Consider the following 20768-nt stretch of genomic DNA (forward strand, 5'->3'; position numbering starts at 1 on the left):
CCAGATCCTGTCAAAATATACAGTATTAGCTAACTATTTTTTTTAACCGGACAATACAAATTTAAGGATTAGAAATCATTGTATCAATCTATGGTACATCATGATGGATAATTCCCTTAAGACGTGTTGTTCATTTATGAATTAACGATGAGCAATAAAAAATACGTTTTTTTATTACACATGAAACTAACCTTAGTCTTGTTTCTTTTTTCCATGCTGGGAGCCATGGCGAAAATCAATGCGCAGAAGATCAACCTGGATCTGAAAAAGGTCTCTTTTAAGAAAGCGTTTTTGGAGATTACAAAACAGACCGGAGTAACATTTATCTATCAGGATAAAGACATCAATCCGGAATGGCGCGTCAACCTTAACGTCTCTAATAGAGAGGTTGGAGAGGTAGTACCTGTCTTACTTGCAGGTCGTCCTCTACAATATACCATAAGTGGCAAATCGGTGTCTATCATCCCAACGATGCCTGTAATAAGCGCAACAACCAAAAAGATAGAAACTATAGAAGTCGCTCCTCAATCGGTAATTACAGGCCGCGTCGTCAATGAGAAGGGCGAAGCTTTATTAGGAGCTTCTATAAGTGTAGAAGGGAAGAAAACTGGTGCTGTTACAGATGCCAGTGGCCATTTTACACTACAGAATGTAGCCGATAATGAAACTTTAATTGTTAGTTATGTAGGGTATCTCTCCCAAACGATCAAAGCCAAGGCCAATGTCGGTACAATTGTGTTAAAAGCAAAAGACGATAACATTGACGAGGCTGTAGTGCGCGTCAATACAGGGTATCAACGCTTGCCTAAAGAGCGCATGACTGGGTCGTTTAGTTACGTCAGCGGCGAACAGCTTGAATCCAAAATGGCAACAGGGCTCAAGAATGCATTGGAAGGCCAAGCTGCTGGTGTGGTGATCGATAAATCCGGGAATATCGAAATACGTGGTATATCGACATTCAATGCGCAGAAAGTTCCTTTATTGGTGGTAGATGGCTATCCCATAGAAGGAAGTATTGATGATATAAATCCGATGAATATATCCAGTATCACGGTGTTAAAAGACGGTGTGGCAGCCTCTATTTATGGATCTCGTGCAGCGAATGGGGTTATCGTCGTGACTACAAAAATGGGGATGAGTGGAAAGCCAAAGGTTAGATATTCTTCGTTTGTGAATATCATCGGTAGGCCACAGCTGAAATATCTTAATAGAGCAACTACTGCCGATTATATCGATGCCGAAGTCGATTTGTTTAATTATAACGTCAATAATGCATCACCTATTGATCAATATAATATGAGTCGCGTAACGTACCTCTTGATGCAGGCTAGGGACGGTGAAATTACCGAAGAGGCTGCTATGGCGGAGATAGAAGGATTGAAAAAGATTGATGGTATGGGACAGATTGAAAAAGCATTCTTTCGCAATGAAATCAGTCATCAACATAATATAGGAATCGCTGGAGGAACGGAAGAGTACAACTACAATATAGCTGTTAATTATCAGAATACACAGCAAAATATGTTGAATAACGATAACAAACGCTTTATATTCGATTTGAAAAATGAATGGAAACCACTTCCGTTCCTGACTTTGGGGGCAGCAGCGAATGTTACTTTAAACAAAGCGAATTCGAGCTGGATGTTGGTTAATACACTCTTGGGACCCGAATATCAAGGGATGCATTTTTCGACATTGACTAATTTCAATACCGAGTCTATGTTACAACCGTATACACAGTTGTGGGATGAGGCCGGAAATCAACTTCCGCTTTGGGGGCTAAGTCAGTATAAAATTGATGCCTATAAAAATACACCCGGTATGAAGAACTGGGATTATTATCCTATCGACGATCTCAACAAAAGAAAATTTACGCGTAATGGTTTTTCGAGTAGAATAATGGGATTTGTACGTGCAGATTTGATGGAAGGACTTACGGCTGAGTTCGGTGGAAACTGGGAGAGAGGGAGTAGGTTGGTCAAGGGGATTCAAGATGTGGAAGCATATGATGTACGGATAGCGTACAATGATGCTACTTCAAGGGCCAATTATGCTAATCATTATTTCCCTGATGGTGGCGTAATCAATGAAAACCGAGATTTTAATGAATCTTGGACATTGAGGTCCCAGCTTAATTACAGCAAGGATTTTTCGGGTTATAAACACCGTGTAAACGCTTTGATCGGTAATGAGATGCGTAAACTCACATTTGATCGTAATGAGTTAGCTACTCGTCTAGGATATAATCCTACTGCCGGATCATTTATACCGGTGAATATAAAGGATTATAACGCGCGGATTTATAATTCGGATATGTTGATGACTCCGGTCTTTAAAGGTATTACGGATGGAGCGTTCAACTATAGTGATAACCGATTTGTCTCTTGGTACGCAAACGGTTCTTACGAATATGATGATCGTTTTATCTTCAGTGGTTCTATGCGTTTAGATCTAACTAATTTTTTTGGAACGGACAAAAAGTTTAGATATAAACCGCTTTGGTCTTTGGGCGGAACTTATAAACTCAGTAAAGAAAAGTTCTGGAACAGTGAGGTGGTTAACAAACTCCACTTGAGAGGATCGTATGGTATAAATGGTAATATATCCTTGAATAATGGTCCTTATTTGATCTTGAAATCCTATAATTACAGCCCCAAAATGGGAGGGATCCCTTATTATGTAGAGTCTCCTCCTAATGACCAGCTACGTTGGGAAAAGACAGGTATCACCAATGTCGGGATTGATTTTGGTTTATTCAATAATCGTGTAGAGGGATCTTTGGATTATTACAACAAACGTAGTGAAGATCTATTGGCTGAAGATGCGGTAGATCAGACAGTCGGTTACACTTCCGTGGTTAGAAATGTGGGAGAGATGAGCAATGAAGGCCTTGAGCTGAGTATGAATATTAACGTAATCGACAAAAAGGACTGGAAATGGATTGTATCGCCTAATATCGCATTCAATGCGAATACGGTACATCATTATAATGTTACCAGACCATACACGTCTTATTATACGGATGCTATGGGAATCTTGATTGAAGGCTCTCCGGCCGAAGCTCTTTTTGGTTATCGTTTTGCAGGCCTTAATGACCGCGGTCAGACACAGGTATACAATAAGGACGGTGAAAAGATACTCATCGCAAATGCAGAAATAAAAGATCTAATCTATCAAGGGACATTCCGTCCTAAATGGGATTTGGCTTTGACCAATAGAGTTAAATACCAGGACTTCAACCTTTCTTTTATGTTTATTGCCAAACTGGGACATAAATATAGAAAAGACGCATTTCTAGGGTCAAATATTATGAATAGACATGTGAGTGAGCGCTGGCGTAAACCTGGTGATGAAGCGAATACGATATATCCAGTGCTACAGGACTGGAACATGGATATGTTTGATTTTCCTTATATCGACAAGCTGGTAGGGAATGCGAGCTATGCCAAACTACGTGATGTGACGTTGTCTTATGACTTGAGCAAATTTACTAAACGCTTTAAGATAGCGAACGCACAGGTGTATGTACAGGGTAGAAATCTATTGTTGATCACAGCAAAAGGAGTGGATATTGATCCTGAGACAGCAGAAGTAAACGAGACCGGTGGAGTTTCTTCGACTTCAGAGCAAGGATTTACATCCCTACCTCGACCTCGAGAAATGTTTATCGGATTACGTGTCAATTTCTAATAGATAACTAAAGAACTTATTTTATGAAACGGATAACATATATATTATTACTGAGCGGGTTGTTGAGCACTACCGGATGTAATAAGTTTTTAGATTTCAAACCCATCGGAAAACTAATACCAGAAAAAGTAGAGGACTTAGAGAATGTACTGAATAATCCAGGAACAGTAGACTTTCATTTCATGGATAATAACTTGGGGTGTTTTTATGCTTTCTTGGGTGATAATCTTCAGGTTTCTCCCAATCAGGAGAAATACTTGTATACCAGTACACATCCCAATGTAGACCGCTATGCGGCTTATGTTTATTATCATCCCTATATGAATCCAATAAATCCACAACATACATGGGATTGGGGAATTTATAAAGCTACAGCTCTTCTTAATCTGGTTGTGGATGAGGTGAATAGTCTAGATGCGCAGAACAGTGATTTGGGAAAGATTTTAGTCGCTCAGGCGCGAGCAGGTCGTGCTTGGTCGTATATGGTAGGAGGTTTAGGATATGGCCCGATGTATGATCCAGCTTCAGCAAATGATCAGCGCGTGATACCCTATCGGACTACGAGTTCTCCAGCTGCAGCTAACCCTGACTTGTCAACTACCAAAGAGCTGATGGATAAGGTAGAGGCGGACCTGTTGGGGGCATTGGATGCGCCGATGAGTGTAGCACACCCGAGCAGGGCGAGCAGACCTGCCGTGCACGGACTATTGGCTCAACTCTATATGTATAAGAGAGACTGGATAAAGATGTCCGAACATGCAGAAGAAGGATGGAAGTTATCACTCGCTGCAAAAGGCGGCGTGAATAATATGATCTATAATCTTAATCAATTTTATTATAAACCCAATGTAGGAAGTAATCCTCCACCAGGAACAAGCCCTGAGATTGGTCTGGAACTAATTGGAACAGATAATTTAATCAAGCAAACGAATAACAAGGAGTCTTTGTTTTTTAGAACAGCAGCAACGAGTTGGAGCAATTATCCATCGGATGAGTTTTTGGATCTCTTTGATAAAACTGTAGACCGGAGATATATTTTGTTCGGCTTGAAGCGATTGGGCTATGCAGCTACAATAGGTGGCGTCAAACACGATGACGGTATCCGTACGTATTACTATAGAGATAATAAAATGACCGCGAATGCAGGGCTTACTTACCCGGATTTGTTATTGATGAAAGCAGAAGCCAATGCACGTTTGAATAAGCTGGCTGCCGCTCTTTCTGATTTGAATCTATTGCGCAAGTTCCGTTACGAAGGTACTAATACAGATCTGGGCAACGGTGGTGGTAAGAGCCAGGATCAACTTTTGGGAGAGATTCTAAAAGAACGTCGTCGTGAGATGCCTCTAGGTACATTCCAAAGGGTATTCGATATAAAGAGATTGGCTTTGGATACAGGAAAGCCTTGGTGTAAAACGAAAATATCGCATACACTGGATGGTAAAACCTATTCTGCTGATGTAAAATCGAAATATTTTACATTGGAGATCAATAATCCAACAATACTATTAAATCCAAGTTGGGGGCTGAAAGAAAATAATACACCTTATCTGCCTACAAAATATTAGTGTGTTTTTGTGTTTGAAGCTATCTGCGCAAAAACGGCAAAAGATAGCTTCTTCACTTAATTAAATTATTTCAATGAAAAAGACAATAATAACAATGTTGTTGGCTAGTCCTCTGGTGTTGCTGGCACAACAAAATAACTATAGCATAGAGGGAACGGTCAAGAATGGTAAAGGAAAAGAGAAAGTATACATGTCGTATCGTAATACAGAGGGGCATCAGCGAGATAGTGCCATGGTAAAGAACGGCAAATTTCAATTTAAAGGAATCATTAGTAGTCCTACAGTAATGACATTGAGTTTTCCTGCGGAGAAAGGAAGTTATTTCTCCGATAGTTATAGATTATTGCTAGACAAAGGGAAACATACCCTTGCTGTCACAGATTCACTGAAGTATGCACAGCTTTCAGGTTCGCCTCTGTCTGTAGAGTATCTGAAATACAATGAACTTTTCGCTGTACAGGAAAAGACAATGGAAAACCTGGAGAAGGAATGGGCTGCATCAAGTGAAGAGCAACGTAAGAATGGTTTTTCAAAATCACTTTCTGAAAAGTTTGATGTTTTAGAAAAGCAAAAAGAAACGATACAGAAGACCTACATCTTACAGTATCCAAATTCCTATGTTAGTTTGTTAGCACTGCAGGAGATTACAGGATTGGACATGGATGGCTATACGGAAGAAAAGACTTTCCTTAAGTTTCCGGAATGGGTGAGACAGACCGAAGTAGGTCAGAGTTTTGCTAAACGTATCGAGTCCGCTAAAAAGACAGCTATAGGCGTTATGGCTCCTGATTTTACCCAAAATGATGTGAATGATAAGCCTATCAAATTATCGGATTTTAGAGGGCAATATGTTCTCTTGGATTTTTGGGCTTCCTGGTGTGGGCCTTGCCGGGCAGAAAATCCACATGTGGTAAAGGCTTATCATGCCTATAAAGACAAGAACTTTACCGTTCTAGGTGTATCATTGGATAACCCTGGTAAAAAAGATAATTGGTTGAAAGCAATTGCAGAAGACCAGCTAGAATGGACACAGGTTTCAGATCTGATGGGCTGGAAGAATGCCGCAGCGCAATTGTATGGTGTACGTGGTATTCCTCAAAATTATTTGATAGGACCCGACGGAAAAATTGTCGCGGTTAATCTAAGAGGTGAAAAATTGGAGAAAAAGTTGGCCGAAGTGTTAGATTAAGATCGAGCATGAAGCTGTAATATAAGATGTTGAATGATGTCGTACGGTAGTGTAACGCCTGTCAGTTAATGACTATAAAGGCTGGCTTTAGATTTAAGCCAGCCTTTATTTTCACAAGACTTTGATCACTTCTCATCCGTAGGTAGCTTTTGCTGTACGACCTCCTGCATAGGGATAGCAAATGCAATGTTTTTCTCCTCAAAAATACGTGCAATATCCGATATGACCGCACTTTTGACTTGTACGGTATCTTTGAAAGTTTTTGTCCAAAAATAAAGCTCTATATGTACCGATTGTGCCGATACCTCTCCAAATAATACCCACGGTGATGGGCTAGGTAATACTTCTGTGTGATTGTTCAATAGCTCTGTGAGGATCTGTTTTGTCAAATCCAAGTCTGTACCATAACGTATAGCAAGGGGAAGATGGATTCGTTTTCTAAAGCCTCCCATGGTCCAGTTGATGACATGCGAATTGAGAAGATCACCGTTTGGTATCACCAAATCGGCTCCTTCTGGCGTAGCGATGACACTGCTTCTAAAACCTATGGATTTCACTTTGCCCGATTGTCCATTGATATCGATTAGATCATCGACGTTGACGGGCTTTTCAAAGGCAATAATTAACCCGCTCACTAGGTTATTGACCAAGGTCTGGAGGCCAAAACCTATACCTACCCCAAGTGCCCCTACAATTAAGGTGATTTGTTGAAGAGGAATACCCACCGCCGCAAAGGCTATTAAGAAACCGAGTACGATGATGACGATACGGACGAGTAATATCCAACTCCCCAAATGGAATTTACGGTTATCTTTTCCCTCGCGGTTGCTGGATTGAGGGTCTGAGGCAAAAAAAGAAACAACCTTGGACAAGATCGTTGCGCCTAGCATGATTAATACAAATACAAGCAGCGTATAGAGTGAAAATGAGAACCTGCCCAGGTTTTGCTGTGCGTAGAAGATGTCCCGTATAGGTTCCGATAATAGTTTGAATTCGTAGAAGTTTCGCCCCACTAAGACAAACCATCCGACGATTAAAATCGCATAGAAAAACGAGGGCGCTCGCTGCCCAACACGGTCATAATTGATGTAAAATAGCCTGCGCTCCCGTTGTCTGTACATTGATGAAGCAAAACTAAGGCCTTCATTGACTAGACGTAGTACCCACAGAAAGATAATCGCCGCAATTACATTAAGTACACCAGATACGACAAGAACTTTAGCAATGTTGAAACGTCCAAAGAGATTGAAAAATAAGGATAAGAGTGCCATGAAGGTCATTAACCCAATAGGGTAGAGTATCCATTTTTCAAGAAGTTCATTATGCCTGCTTTTGTTGAGTAAGGTATACCCTCCTAAGAGAAAGCTGCAGCTAGAGATTAGTAAAAGTCCCCACCGTTCAGGACGGGAAGTTTGCAGGATCATGTTATCTAATGCGACCGTAATGTAGAGCACAAGCAATGCTAGCCAGATTGCCATCCAGTATTTGGAAGTAAAACCCTGTAATAATAAAGTCAATAAGATAGCGCAGCAGAGTAGTATTGTTGTGGAGAATATAAAAGGTGGGCTAGGGAATACAAATTGTCCTAAGCTGAGCCCAATCAGTAAACCAGATATAAGCGGCGTGCGGAGTATCATGCTTTTAGATAGATTGACTTTGCCTTCTAGCTTAACATCACGATGTAATGAATAGATATATACCGTGACAATACTAACAGCAATCAATAGAAGTAATAGTCTACCCCAATATCCTCGGATATAGTAGCTAAATACCAATTTGGCCTTTACAATTGAGAAGCTGAGTATTTCTTTAAATGGTCTGTCAAAAGCATTAGGCTCCCAGAGTTTAGGAAATTCCTGAGTCAATGTGCGTCCCGCTAGCTGTTGCTGATAGTAGCGTACCTCTTCAATCCCTGTTTCTAGATTCAACAGTTCTAAATTGACTTCATTCTGTAAGAGCTGTATATCATTCATGCTCTTTTTTATCTGTTGTGTGATAGGAGCTTTCCAATGCCAGTACCTTCAGCTTGTGTACATAATTTTGGAGCTCTGCAGAGTCACGCGGAAAGATAAAAAGAGATCTATCGTTGCTTAGAGAATCAATCTGTAGCCGGTAATCGCTTAGGCGATCCTGATAATTGTCAATTCTCCGTTTGTAGGTTGATGTTTCGGTATACAGTGCTTTTAGAATATGTGAGGTTGTAGTTAAGTTTCTGGACGTCTGATAGGAACCCTTGTTTTCAAAGACCCCCTCCTGGACAACACGATGCCATTGCACGATATGCTGTAAGTCAGCTTTTAATGCTAGCGTATCAAAGCCCTTCTTCAGAAATGAACGAGCTTGTCTGGATAATGCTTTTATCTCCTCCATTACTTGGCTTTGACGTATGGCGGCCTTGTCGTTCTCGAGATCCTTCAAACTCTTTTTCGCAGACTCATTGAAAAACACTTCCATCCGGGAAACAAAATCATGGGGTAGACTATCTTGTTGGTTACGAGTTGAATCCAGTTGTATGGAGTTTGCATAAAGGGGGAAAGTACCAAAGCAGAAAGCAAGAACAATCAGGTAGCACAATGCAGGCTTTAAATTCATAATACTATTTATTTGCGAGTACAAGGATTGTTTAAATTATAGGTGCTCCTCATACCCGATTTGGTTTTGATATATAAGATATACGTTATAATTTCCTTTTTGTTTTCTTAGTTTCGATGGTTTTAACTATTTTGTTCTATTATAATAGTATATACTGACCATGAGCCAATTAGCAGATCAGATAAATAATAAGATAGAAGAGGTGTTTTCACAAGCTGTGTACGACCGAAGGTACCTTCATCAGCATCCAGAACTCTCTTTCAATGAGTTTGAAACAAGTGCGTACATACGAGGTCGATTGGATGCTATGAATATTCCTTTTCGGATTGTTGCCAAGACGGGAGTTGTAGCAGTGCTGGAAGGCGAATTGGAGGACAGCGATGATGTGGTCGTGATACGTGCAGATATTGATGCATTACCAATAGAGGAGAAGAATGCAGTTGATTATAGATCCGAACATAATGGTGTTATGCACGCGTGCGGACATGATTTTCATACCGCCAATTTGCTAGGGGTCGCATCTATAATCAACGGGTTACGGTCGTATTATTCCGGTAAAATTCTTTTGCTCTTCCAACCTGCTGAAGAGAAAATACCCGGTGGAGCGATTCAGGTACTGGAGTCCGGTATTTTAGAATCATTTGGAGGGCGTATAAAAGCTGTCTTGGGATTACATGTGAGCCCAAGGTTATCGTTAGGTAAAATCGGGATTTGTGCGGGGCGTTTTATGGCTTCTAGCGATGAGTTCTATTTGACGATCAAAGGACGTGGCGGCCATGCTGCGGAGCCCCATCGAGCGGTAGACCCGATTATGATTGCAGTACAGCTTTTAAGTGCCTTGCAGCAGATTGTGAGTAGAAAGTCAGATCCTAATACACCGTCCGTCTTAACTTTCGGTCGTTTTGAGGGTAAAGGTGCGGCCAATGTGATTCCCGAGGAAGTGATTTTAGAAGGAACATTCAGAACTGTAGACGAAAAATGGCGGGCTGAAGCATTGCAACAGATAGAAGGATTGATTAATACACTTCCCAATTCTTTAGGTGCTTCGGTACAATTGGAGATACGTAGGGGATACCCTACGTTGTATAATGATCCCGAGTTGGCCGCCCGTTCAAAGGAACTTTGGACTAAGCTTTTAGGACAAGATCGGATTACGGATGTGGGGATATGGATGGCTGCTGAGGATTTTGCTTACTATTCTCATAAGTATCCGTCTTTGTTCGTATTGGTTGGTACCGATAACGGTCGTTTAGAAACACAGTACGGATTACATAATGCACAGTTTAATCTGGACGAAGAGGCATTGCGGACATCAATCCCGGCTCTGGTACATTTGGTTTTTGATTTGTTGAAAGGGTAAACTTTTTGTTTACCCTTATAGAATAAAAAGCAGCTTATTGGAAAGTTAAGTTTACTTTCTTAAAGCCAAGACCTTCTAATAGCGGTTGAAATACATGTATGGCATTGGATTGCGTCTGTGCCAATATGTCTGACTTTTGGACCTGTTTTGTAATCTCGCTCTCGGCGCTTTTAAATGCCTCATCTACCAAAGTCGCTTCTCTGAAGAAAGCCATTTTAGTATCATAGACTTTCGAGTCTTTATGATCTATCTTGACATAACATAATTCTGCTTTAGGTAGGACAATTGTTGCAGAATCTCCTGAGATGGTTACATCCTCAGGTTTTACCTTGCTCAGGTCGATGCAGCCTACAGCATCAGCTTTCACAATCAATAATACACTGGCTTCAGGTAGATAGTTACTGACGTCCTTGTGTTCTATAACATCACTGAATCTATACTTTACCAATTCAAGTTTTCCCATAGCCTCAATACGTTCTACAAGAATTTGATGTTTACTTTCAGTTGTTCTCTTTGGGGTGTATTTGTCTTTTACTAACCATATAATGACTCCTATCAGCATGAGGGGAATAAGAAATCTTAGCAGTGTCTTCATGTGTTTTTTTATTTTATTATTTTATGGAATAGAACCGCGACAGGGTAAAAAATACTTAACCGTGTTCGAGCATCCCACAGTATTGGACAAAAAATAGACCACTTCGTTTAAAGTGGTCTGTAATATTTATAATGTAATACTGTCCTAGAGGTATCTACCTAGAGAGAGCGACTAGCGTTTTATTTCGTTCTTACGGAAGACAGCAGCAATTTCTGATAACTGTGAATCGTTTAAGGAGGAACTCTTCTTTAAGCAGTCAATGAAATGGGCTACTTCTGCTGCTGCAGCTGGGCAGCCAGCATTTTCCCCTTTGCTTGACAAAGGTGCACCCATAGGACGAATCTGGGAATCGGCAATTAAATTTTTCTTACCGTCAAAGACCAGCCAGGTAGGCAGCCCTTGGTCAGCATTGTTATATTTTTTTAAGAGATCTGCAGCGCCAGGGTTTTCAAGATTCTCTTTGCCTTTGGTCTCGTATACGGTAAAGTCCGCAATTACATAATATTTATCGAAAAGAGGTTTTATACTAGGATCGTTAAGACTAGCAGTCATTTTATGGCACCAGCCACACCATGAGGCATGAAAAATAGCCAATACGCTCTTATTCTCTTTTGCCGCTGTCTTTATAGCTGCATTCAGAACATCTTCCGCAGGAGCAGGAGTCGATTGCGCCAATACGGTCTGTAAACCTAAGGCTAATACAAAGCCTAATAATATTGTTCTCATTTTTTGTCTTTTAAAATGTTTTTATTGCCTTAAATAATCCGAAATAGGAACCTTTAAGGTTTGTTTTTTGATGTGAAAATAAGGAAATAATCTGTGCTTTTTGTGCTATCCCAAATACTTTTTTATCCATTAATTATTGAACGTGAATCGGTTGAATGTCGTTGAAAAGCCACATGTAGAATATTTCCTATTTGGAAAAGTGTTGGGAATAGTCTAATTTTGTTATCAATGAGATGGTTGATTTATATATTATCCCTTTATATATTGGTGCTGGCAGTGCTGCCTTGTACCGACCATCTTATAGCTCCAATACAAATTGATTTAACACATCTGACTGTAGAATCTCATGACCATGATCAGGAGAATCGTGATACCTGTACTCCTTTGTGCGGTTGTTCTTGCTGTGGTGTGCACATTAGCGAGGTCTCTTTCTTCTGGTACGAAACTCCTGAACAGCCAGTAGTCTATAAAGTTGTAAATCAGTTTTTCAAAAAGAATTTTCCTATCTCCGATTATAACGGAAGTATTTGGCAGCCACCTAAGGCTACAGCTTAGCCTTTGTTCAATCTTTTGTTGATACGTATAATCTTTCGTTAGATGTAGCGCAGGTAAATTTAGTATTTACTACCGCTAACAATACCCTCAATTATTTGTTGTAAAATAAAAGATTGTTATGGTTTTCTCTTTGGAGAAAATTGTATCAGGCTGCCTAATTATCTTTTTAGAAAAAATTACAAACTTTAATTTAATGTATTGTGTTAGATAGTATTATAAGATTTAGCATCAAGAATAAGATCATTATAGGTTTGATGACCTTATTGCTTATCATTTGGGGGAGTTGGAGTGCTACCAAGCTCCCTATAGATGCTGTGCCGGATATTACCAATAATCAGGTACAGATATTTACTGCTGTTCCAACTCTTGCTGGACAAGAGGTAGAACAGTTAGTTACCTTTCCGATAGAACAGAGTATTGCGAATGTGCCCGATATCGAAGAGATCCGCAGTATATCCAGATTCGGACTTTCGGTTGTAACTGTCGTTTTTAAAGAGGACGTTGATATCTATTTTGCCCGTCAATTGATTGGTGAAAAGCTCAAACAGGCCGTTGAAAATATGCCTCCCGGTATAGGAAGTCCTGAGATGGCTCCGGTTAGTACAGGGTTGGGTGAGGTATATCAATATATCATTCATCCGAAAAAAGGTAGTGAGAATAAATATAATGCAAAGGATCTGCGGGAGATGCAGGACTGGATTGTAGCACGACAACTTTACGGTACACCAGGTATCGCTGAGATTAATAGCTTTGGAGGTGAGCTTAAACAATATGAAGTTGCCGTAGACCCAGATAGACTCAAGGCTATGAATGTGAGCATTCCTGAGTTGTTTACGGCCCTGGAAAAGAACAACCAAAACACAGGAGGAGCTTATATCGACAAAAAGCCAAATGCCTATTTTATTAGAGGTATAGGTTTGGTCAGTTCGCTTGAAGATGTTGGAAACATAGCCGTCAAGACTACGGGGACAGTGCCTATTTATGTTAAGGATATAGCCAATGTACGTTTGGGCAGTGCTGTACGGTATGGAGCTTTGACTTATAATGGAGAGGTAGATGCCGTGGGGGGAGTTGTGATGATGTTAAAAGGCGAAAATAGCAACGAAGTGGTAAACCGTGTTAAAGAAAAACTTCCCACCATACAAAAATCGTTACCAGAAGATGTTGTTATCGAGCCTTACCTGGATCGTACAGACCTCGTCGGACGTGCCATTCAGACAGTCGAAAAGAATCTAATTGAAGGGGCGTTGATCGTAATCTTTGTATTGGTTGTTTTCTTGGGAAATCTACGCGCAGGATTGATTGTAGCGTCTGCGATTCCATTATCATTGCTGTTTGCTTTGGGGATGATGAATGTATTTGGAGTCAGCGCCAATCTGATGAGTTTGGGTGCCATAGATTTTGGATTGATTGTCGATGGAGCGGTGATTGTTGTAGAAGCTACGCTCCATCATTTGGGGTTACGTAAGTCCACGGAACGTCTGACACAGGAGCAGATGGATCAAGAGGTCTTTGAATCAGCCTCCAAAATAAGAACCAGTGCCGCATTTGGTGAGATTATCATCTTGATCGTATATATCCCTATCCTTACGTTAGTTGGGGTTGAAGGAAAAATGTTTACCCCAATGGCTAAAACGGTGGGATTTGCCATTCTTGGTGCTTTGATTCTTTCATTGACTTATATTCCAATGATGAGTGCCCTGTTTCTTCCAAAGAAAAATAGTGGAAAGGAGACTTTCAGTGATAAGATGATCGCCCGATTACAACGAGGTTATAAGCCTTTGTTGGAAAAGATGATAAAGGTCAAATACATTGTGGTATCGCTTACAGTACTGGTTTTTGGAATAGCAGTATTCTTATTCAGCAGAATGGGGGGAGAATTTATTCCGCAATTACAGGAAGGAGATTTTGCCTTCCATTGTATTCTACCGCAAGGAAGTTCTTTGAGCCAGAGTATAGAAACTTCCATGAAAGCATCCCGGATTATAAAGGAGTTTGATGAGGTGCGCATGGTCGTCGGTAAGACCGGTGCGGCCGAGGTACCTACGGATCCTATGCCTCCAGAGGCAACAGATATGATGGTTATATTAAAACCACAGAGCGAGTGGACTTCGGGCAGAACTTACGATGAACTGGGAGATGCCATACTGGAGAAACTGGAAGTTATCCCAGGGGTTTTCTTCGAAAAGAATCAACCTATACAGATGCGTTTTAATGAGTTAATGACAGGGATACGTCAAGATGTCGCTGTAAAGATATTCGGAGAGAATATGGATACCTTGGCAAATTATGCGACCAAAGTTGGAGCTGTTATACAGACAGTCCCTGGAGCAACGGCACCGCAGATCGAGCGCGTGAGCGGTCTGCCACAGATTAATATAGAATACGATCGGGTTCGAATAGCTAATTATGGTCTTACGATTCAGGATCTGAATGATATTGTCAGTACAGCCTTTGCCGGTAAGAGTACGGGGAGCGTATATGAAAATGAGCGAAGATTCGATATGGTCGTCCGTTTGGATAGCACACACCGAAGCGATATAGATGATGTTCGCAATCTATTAGTGCCAATTCCAAGTGGAGCGCAGGTGCCTTTATTCCAGCTTGCAGATATTGATTACAAGTTGGGACCCGCTCAAATCAGTAGAGAGTCTGGTAAACGTAGGATCGTAATTGGATTTAATGTTGCGGATAGAGATGTACAGTCTGTAGTCAAAGAGATTCAGCAGAAATTAGAGAATGTAAAACTCCCTTCAGGTTATTATTTTACCTATGGTGGACAGTTTGAAAACTTGCAGAAAGCATCTGCCCGGCTGATGATTGCAGTGCCTATTGCCTTATTACTTATTTTTATGTTATTGTATTTTACATTCCACTCCTTCAAACAGGCCATACTCATATTCACCGCAATCCCAATGAGTGCTATTGGAGGAGTATTGGCACTTCTATTACGCGATATGCCTTTCAGTATTAGTGCGGGTATTGGTTTTATTGCACTATTTGGAGTTGCTGTTTTAAACGGTATAGTACTTATAGGTACATTCAATCAGCTCGAAAAAGAGGGGATTAAGGATGTGTTGCAGCGGGTAAGGGAAGGAACCATGATTCGTCTGAGACCTGTATTGATGACAGCTACAGTTGCCTCCTTAGGCTTTCTGCCGATGGCTATCAGTAGCAGTGCAGGGGCCGAGGTACAGAAGCCGCTAGCGACAGTAGTCATTGGGGGACTGGTAACGGCGACCTTCTTAACCCTGTTTGTCCTTCCTCTGCTTTATATTATTTTTAATTCAAAAATAAAGCCAGCTAAAGTCGATATTATGAAAACAACAATGATCATATTGTTTTTTGGAATGGGGAGCTTGTTTGCTACTGCCCAGAGTAGAGTTTCTGTCGAGAGTCTAATCGATAGTGCCTTAAAAAATAATCTTCAGTACCGTGTCAATCAGGCCCAGGTAGATGCGGCGGGTTATACGGTCAAGACCGCTGTTGATATAGCACCTTTCGGTGTTTCTGTGCAGAATGATGAGATGCAGCCGTCCAACAGAAAGGGAAGGCCTACGATCGGGATATCGCAAGATATTGCCTGGCCCGGATTATATTCGGCGCGAAAAAAATACTTTAACGAGCAACTGAAGTTTACGGAACTGAACAGAGAGCTTCTCACGACAACTATAAAAAGAGATGTACGGTTAGCCTATTTTCAGTTATGGTATTTGCAGGATAAGCAGTCCTTGTTTGCACAGCTGGATAGCATTTATGCAAACCTATTTAAAGCGACAGATCTACGCGCCAGAACGGGAGATGTGGCTATGCTGGATCGTATTGCGGCAGAGGCTAAGTTGAATGAACTACGGGCTCAGATTAAACAAAACACGAAAGAAATGACGGTGCAGCAGCAGCAGCTAATGCTGCTGACCAATCGTAATGAATGGATGTTGCCCATCGAGCGCGCAATGCACAAAATAGCAATGGAACAGTTGGAAGATAATCCTTCACATCCAATGTTGAATTTGCAACAGCAAAATGTAGCTATAGCCAATTCAAATGTACAGGTCGAACGTAATACTAATATGCCCGGTTTTTCAGGAGGGTTTTCTTCTCAACGGCTCTTAGGAATGAATGATCCCATTACAGGGTTCTCGGTAGGTGCTTCTTTTCCACTATTTGGTATGTCTGCCGCCAAGAATAGAGTTAAAGCAGCTAAAGCGGAGGTGAAAGTCCAAGAAGAAACTCTAGCCTATAATAAGCAGCAGTTACAGATAGATAGAGCGTCAGCAGTTACAGAGATTGAAAGAAATAATGTATTGCTGGAGTTTTATGAAAAATCAGGATTAAAACAGGCAGATGAGATTATAAAAGCCGCTACGCTCAGCTATAGGACCGGAGAGATTGGTTTCGCAGAACTTAGCCAATTTTTGGGACAGGCCATTGCTATTCGTCAGAATTATCTAGATGTGCTCAATCTGTACAATAAATCGGCCATACAGATTAACTACCTGAATAATAAATAACGTGTTTAAAAAAGAGACTATAATGAAACTAAGCATAAAAACAATATTACCGGTGATTACGATCTTACTATTGATAGTGGGCTGTAATAGTAATAAATCAAAAGAAGAAAGAGCTGCTGCTAAGGAAGCACATAGCGAGACAGAAGAAGAATCTACTACGATAGCTACTTTAAGCAAAGAACAGATAGCTTCTGTTGGTATCAGCTGGGGGAATATGGAATATAAAGACCTGATGGCTACCATTAAGGTGAATGGCCAGTTGAGTGTGCCCAATAATAACAAAGCAAATGCAACTTCCTTATATGGGGGTGTTATCAAGAGCTTATTGGTACAATTAGGGGATTATGTGCGGAAAGGACAGACAATAGCTACGATTACGAATCCTCAATATATACAATTGCAGGAAGAGTATCTAACCGTAACGAGTCAGATTGTACTAGCAGAGCAGGAGTTGGAACGTCAGCAAGAATTGAATGCCTCAAATGCCGGTACAGGTAAAAACCTACAGACAGCAAGGACGACAATGAATACATTGCGCACCCGTAAAGCATCTCTACAGCAGCAAATCGCGTTGATGGGGATAGATATCAATAGCCTTACCGATTCCAATCTAAAGTCTGTCTTGGTGGTGAAAAGTCCCATAAATGGCACGGTAAGTAATGTGTTTGCAAAGATAGGAAGTTATGTAGATGTATCGTCACCCGTAATAGAGGTGGTAGATAATAGTTTGATCCATTTAGATTTACAGGTTTTTGAAAAGGATCTACCTAAGGTTAAAATAGGACAGGTTATCGACTTTTCTTTAACCAATAATCCAGGTGTTACCTACAAAGCAAAGGTCTTTAGGATAGGCGCTTCATTTGAGAATGAAAGCAAATCAATAGCGGTGCATTGTGATGTATTGGGCGATAAGCAAGGATTGATAGATGGCATGAATACAATCGGTTTATTAGGAGTAGGAGATCGTAAAGCATTGGCTGTACCCAATGAGGCTATCGTAGATGCCGAAGGAAAGTCTTACATTTTTGTCGTGACGGACAAGGAAGGAGAAGCACATCATGATGAAGCAGGACACGAACACCAAGAAGGAGAAGGACATGAGCATCCGCATATAGATAGTAAGCCTGCTGAAGGACAAGTTAATTTTGAGAAGATTGAGATTGCGAAAGGTGTGAGTGAACTAGGCTATACTGCTATAACCCCGGTTCGCGAATTACCTAAGGAAACACAGATTGTAGTAAAAGGTGCTTTCTTTATCAACGCCAAATTGGGCAATACGGGTGGACACGATCATTAATTAAAAAATTGTATATTGTTACTATGGAACATAAACATCGTTATGACGAACAGGGGAGGCAATTATGCTGTAACCAGACTGAAAAAATATATAGTAAGGCAGGCGCAACTGCTATGATCGGCGGTAGAAAAGAACAGGCAGCAGGTTGTTGTACGCATGATACAGAGGAGCATTCCGACGATGATGGGCATGACCACAGTCACGATTTTGAGGGAGGTAGTTATCTCAAGCTGTTTATGCCCGCTATTATTAGTTTGGTTTTACTGCTGGTTGCACTGGGCATTGATAATTATTTTCCACAGGAGTGGTTTAAGGGGGCTATACGTATACTATGGTATGTAGTCGCCTATTTGCCTGTAGGACTTCCTGTACTTAAAGACGCTCTTGTCAGCATCCGCAAGGGAAATTTCTTTTCGGAGTTTTTTCTTATGGGGATTGCTACCTTGGGCGCATTCGCTATAGGTGAATATCCAGAAGGTGTGGCTGTTATGCTTTTTTATGCTGTGGGAGAGAGTTTTCAGACACTGGCCGTATCCAGGGCAAAATCCAACATCAAGGCGTTGTTAGACCAGCGCCCTGATGAAGCTACTGTGTTACGCGACAAGGTCGCTTCCGTAATCAAAGCAAAGGACGTACGCATTGACGATATTGTGCAACTCAAACCCGGAGAAAAACTAGGATTAGATGGGGTTCTCCTCAGTGATCAAGCCGTATTCAATACAGCAGCACTGACCGGAGAGAGTAAACCGGATACGAAATATGAAGGGGAGGTGGTGCTGGCAGGTATGATCAATCTGAATACACTGGCCAATGTTCGTATTACGACCGCTTATGCAGACAGTAAGTTGAGTAAGATTCTGGAGATGGTGCAACAAGCCAGTAGCAAAAAGGCTCCTACCGAGTTATTCATTTCTAAGTTTGCAAAGATTTATACACCTATCGTTGTCTTTTTAGCAATAGGTATTGCCTTGTTGCCCGCTTTATTTGTGTCGGATTATCAGTTTGTAACCTGGTTATACAGAGCCTTGATCTTTTTGGTTATCTCCTGTCCCTGTGCTTTGGTCATCTCTATACCTTTGGGGTATTTCGGTGGGATAGGTGCAGCAAGTCGAAATGGAATCTTGATCAAAGGTTCCAATTTCCTGGATATTTTAGCCGATATTCAAAATGTAGTTATGGATAAAACCGGAACTATGACCGAAGGGGTATTTGAGGTGCAGGACGTAAAGATTACCGCCGGGCTGGATAGACAGGAGATATTGGCTATGGTCAATATCTTGGAAAGCAAAAGTTCACACCCGGTCGCCACAGCAATACACGAGCATGTTGGTGAGTTGGACCATACAATTGTATTAGAGGATGTGGAGGAGATTGCCGGTCATGGGTTGAAAGCTACGGTTAAAGGCAAAGAGCTATTGGTAGGTAACTTTCGGTTGATGGACAAATTTGGTATTTCTTATGACGTCGATCCGGAGGCTATTGTATTTACCGTCATCGCAATAGCTTATGGAAGCCAGTTTGCAGGATACATTACTATTGCCGACCGTATTAAAGAAGATGCCTCGGAGACGATAAAGCGATTACATAGCAGCGGTATCAAGGCTACCATGCTCAGCGGGGATAAGGACTCTGTAGTGCAGTATGTAGCCCGAGAACTGGGTATAGACAATGCCTTTGGCGATTTACTGCCCGAAGATAAAGTAAAGCGGGTAGAGGAAATCAAAGCAAAAGGCGAATCAGTAGCCTTTGTCGGTGATGGTGTCAACGATGCACCTGTGGTCGCATTGAGTGATGTCGGTATAGCAATGGGAGGACTGGGAAGTGATGCTACGATAGAGACTGCCGATGTTGTGATACAGGATGATAAGCCGAGCAAAATACCGATGGCTATACGGATCGGAAAGAAGACAAAGCAGATTGTGTGGCAGAATATTACCCTTGCTTTTGTAGTAAAGGGTATTGTGTTGATATTGGGTGCAGGCGGGCTTGCTACCATGTGGGAGGCCGTATTTGCAGATGTAGGGGTAGCGCTTATCGCCATTCTGAATGCCGTACGGATTCAGCGCTCCAAGTTTGATTAAGAAAGCTTAACCGGAGATTATCCAAGTTGAGATAGGATAAAATCGGCGCGCTGTGCTATGGATAGCTTGGGTATTTCAATTAAGGTATACCCCAAGCTGTCGTACACGGTATACATACACTCATAAGTCGCTTCTGCCTCTGCAAAAGATTGTTTTCGTTCTGTATCGTTAACGTATATTTCCTTCCAGGGAGGGGTGATAAACACTTTGTTGAAATAGGGGAGGTTGTGGCAAGCCTCTTCTAGTTGTGGAGGGAGTGCGATACCACAGAGTAATAGATAGCCCATGATATCGGGTATCCCTCTGTCATAGAAGGTAAAGCCACCCGTTTGCCGACTTGTTGCATTTTTATAGTCAATTGTAGCTTGTTGAAGCATCTCCATGGCGAAGCCAAGCGGATCTACCCAAGGTAACTTGCTCCCCTGGGTACGCATTTGTTCAATGATGATCATACGTCCGACTTCAGGAATACAATGGTAACCTAGCGACGTCATATGGGCAATGATGGAGGATTTGCCCATACCTGGTCCTCCAGTAATCACAATGTTTTGTGCTTGCTGTATTGTATACATAGTGATAATAAGTTAAGTGAATTAATTCTATA

13 protein-coding genes are annotated in these 20768 nt (G+C 41.3%); 8 read left to right on the forward strand and 5 right to left on the reverse strand.

Going from position 1 to position 20768, the window contains the following annotated elements; genetic code table 11:
• Positions 1 to 180 precede the first annotated feature (180 nt).
• The 3 genes from CLV99_RS20200 (at position 181) to CLV99_RS20210 (ending at position 6447) form a co-directional block, all read left to right on the forward strand.
• Positions 181 to 3690 carry a SusC/RagA family TonB-linked outer membrane protein gene (locus tag CLV99_RS20200; RefSeq protein ID WP_162850175.1) on the forward strand — a complete coding sequence of 1170 codons (3510 nt, stop codon included), beginning with the start codon at positions 181 to 183 and terminating at the stop codon, positions 3688 to 3690.
• Positions 3691 to 3713: 23 nt separating this feature from the next.
• Entirely contained in the window at positions 3714 to 5258 is a 1545-nt protein-coding gene (locus CLV99_RS20205; RefSeq protein ID WP_133586325.1) for a RagB/SusD family nutrient uptake outer membrane protein, read from the forward strand.
• A 73-nt stretch (positions 5259 to 5331) separates the two neighbouring features.
• Complete coding sequence (locus CLV99_RS20210; RefSeq protein WP_133586326.1) at positions 5332 to 6447, forward strand: TlpA disulfide reductase family protein; 1116 nt, start codon at positions 5332 to 5334, stop codon at positions 6445 to 6447.
• Between the two features lie 125 nt (positions 6448 to 6572).
• Here CLV99_RS20210 and CLV99_RS20215 read toward each other — a convergent pair whose 3' ends face one another.
• Both CLV99_RS20215 and CLV99_RS20220 read right to left on the reverse strand, forming a co-directional pair.
• The gene (locus tag CLV99_RS20215) at positions 6573 to 8420 is read right to left on the reverse strand and encodes a mechanosensitive ion channel family protein (RefSeq protein ID WP_133586327.1); all 1848 of its coding nucleotides are present in this window, start codon (positions 8418 to 8420) and stop codon (positions 6573 to 6575) included.
• Positions 8413 to 9039 carry a hypothetical protein gene (locus CLV99_RS20220; RefSeq protein WP_133586328.1) on the reverse strand — a complete coding sequence of 209 codons (627 nt, stop codon included), beginning with the start codon at positions 9037 to 9039 and terminating at the stop codon, positions 8413 to 8415. The genes CLV99_RS20215 and CLV99_RS20220 overlap by 8 nt, the downstream gene beginning before the upstream one ends.
• Before the next feature lie 160 nt (positions 9040 to 9199).
• Between CLV99_RS20220 and CLV99_RS20225 the strand changes: the two genes are divergently transcribed.
• Positions 9200 to 10399 (forward strand): M20 metallopeptidase family protein, encoded by a 1200-nt coding sequence (locus CLV99_RS20225; protein ID WP_133586329.1) that lies wholly within the window; start codon positions 9200 to 9202, stop codon positions 10397 to 10399.
• Between the two features lie 34 nt (positions 10400 to 10433).
• Here the strand turns inward: CLV99_RS20225 and CLV99_RS20230 are convergent, their stop codons facing one another.
• Together CLV99_RS20230 and CLV99_RS20235 are read right to left on the reverse strand one after the other, a co-directional pair.
• Positions 10434 to 10994 (reverse strand): DUF4230 domain-containing protein, encoded by a 561-nt coding sequence (locus CLV99_RS20230; RefSeq protein ID WP_133586330.1) that lies wholly within the window; start codon positions 10992 to 10994, stop codon positions 10434 to 10436.
• Positions 10995 to 11165: 171 nt separating this feature from the next.
• Positions 11166 to 11720: a thioredoxin family protein gene (locus tag CLV99_RS20235; RefSeq protein WP_133586331.1), complete on the reverse strand. Its 555-nt coding sequence runs from the start codon at positions 11718 to 11720 to the stop codon at positions 11166 to 11168.
• 228 nt (positions 11721 to 11948) lie between these two features.
• Here CLV99_RS20235 and CLV99_RS20240 point away from each other — a divergent pair, with 228 nt between their 5' ends.
• The 4 genes from CLV99_RS20240 (at position 11949) to CLV99_RS20255 (ending at position 20164) form a co-directional block, all read left to right on the forward strand.
• Positions 11949 to 12275, forward strand: a complete 327-nt coding sequence (locus CLV99_RS20240) for a DUF6660 family protein (RefSeq protein WP_133586332.1) — start codon at positions 11949 to 11951, stop codon at positions 12273 to 12275.
• A gap of 200 nt (positions 12276 to 12475) precedes the next feature.
• The gene (locus CLV99_RS20245; protein WP_133586333.1) at positions 12476 to 16786 is read left to right on the forward strand and encodes a CusA/CzcA family heavy metal efflux RND transporter; all 4311 of its coding nucleotides are present in this window, start codon (positions 12476 to 12478) and stop codon (positions 16784 to 16786) included.
• Positions 16787 to 16808: 22 nt separating this feature from the next.
• A complete protein-coding gene (locus CLV99_RS20250; RefSeq protein ID WP_133586334.1) occupies positions 16809 to 18083 on the forward strand; it encodes an efflux RND transporter periplasmic adaptor subunit in 1275 nt (424 codons plus the stop codon).
• A 23-nt stretch (positions 18084 to 18106) separates the two neighbouring features.
• Positions 18107 to 20164 (forward strand): heavy metal translocating P-type ATPase, encoded by a 2058-nt coding sequence (locus CLV99_RS20255; RefSeq protein WP_133586335.1) that lies wholly within the window; start codon positions 18107 to 18109, stop codon positions 20162 to 20164.
• Positions 20165 to 20181: 17 nt separating this feature from the next.
• Here CLV99_RS20255 and CLV99_RS20260 read toward each other — a convergent pair whose 3' ends face one another.
• Entirely contained in the window at positions 20182 to 20736 is a 555-nt protein-coding gene (locus CLV99_RS20260; RefSeq protein WP_133586336.1) for an AAA family ATPase, read from the reverse strand.
• Positions 20737 to 20768 lie beyond the last annotated feature (32 nt).

Origin of the sequence: Sphingobacterium yanglingense (genome assembly GCF_004363245.1) — a bacterium.
Classification (GTDB): Bacteria; Bacteroidota; Bacteroidia; order Sphingobacteriales; family Sphingobacteriaceae; genus Sphingobacterium; species Sphingobacterium yanglingense.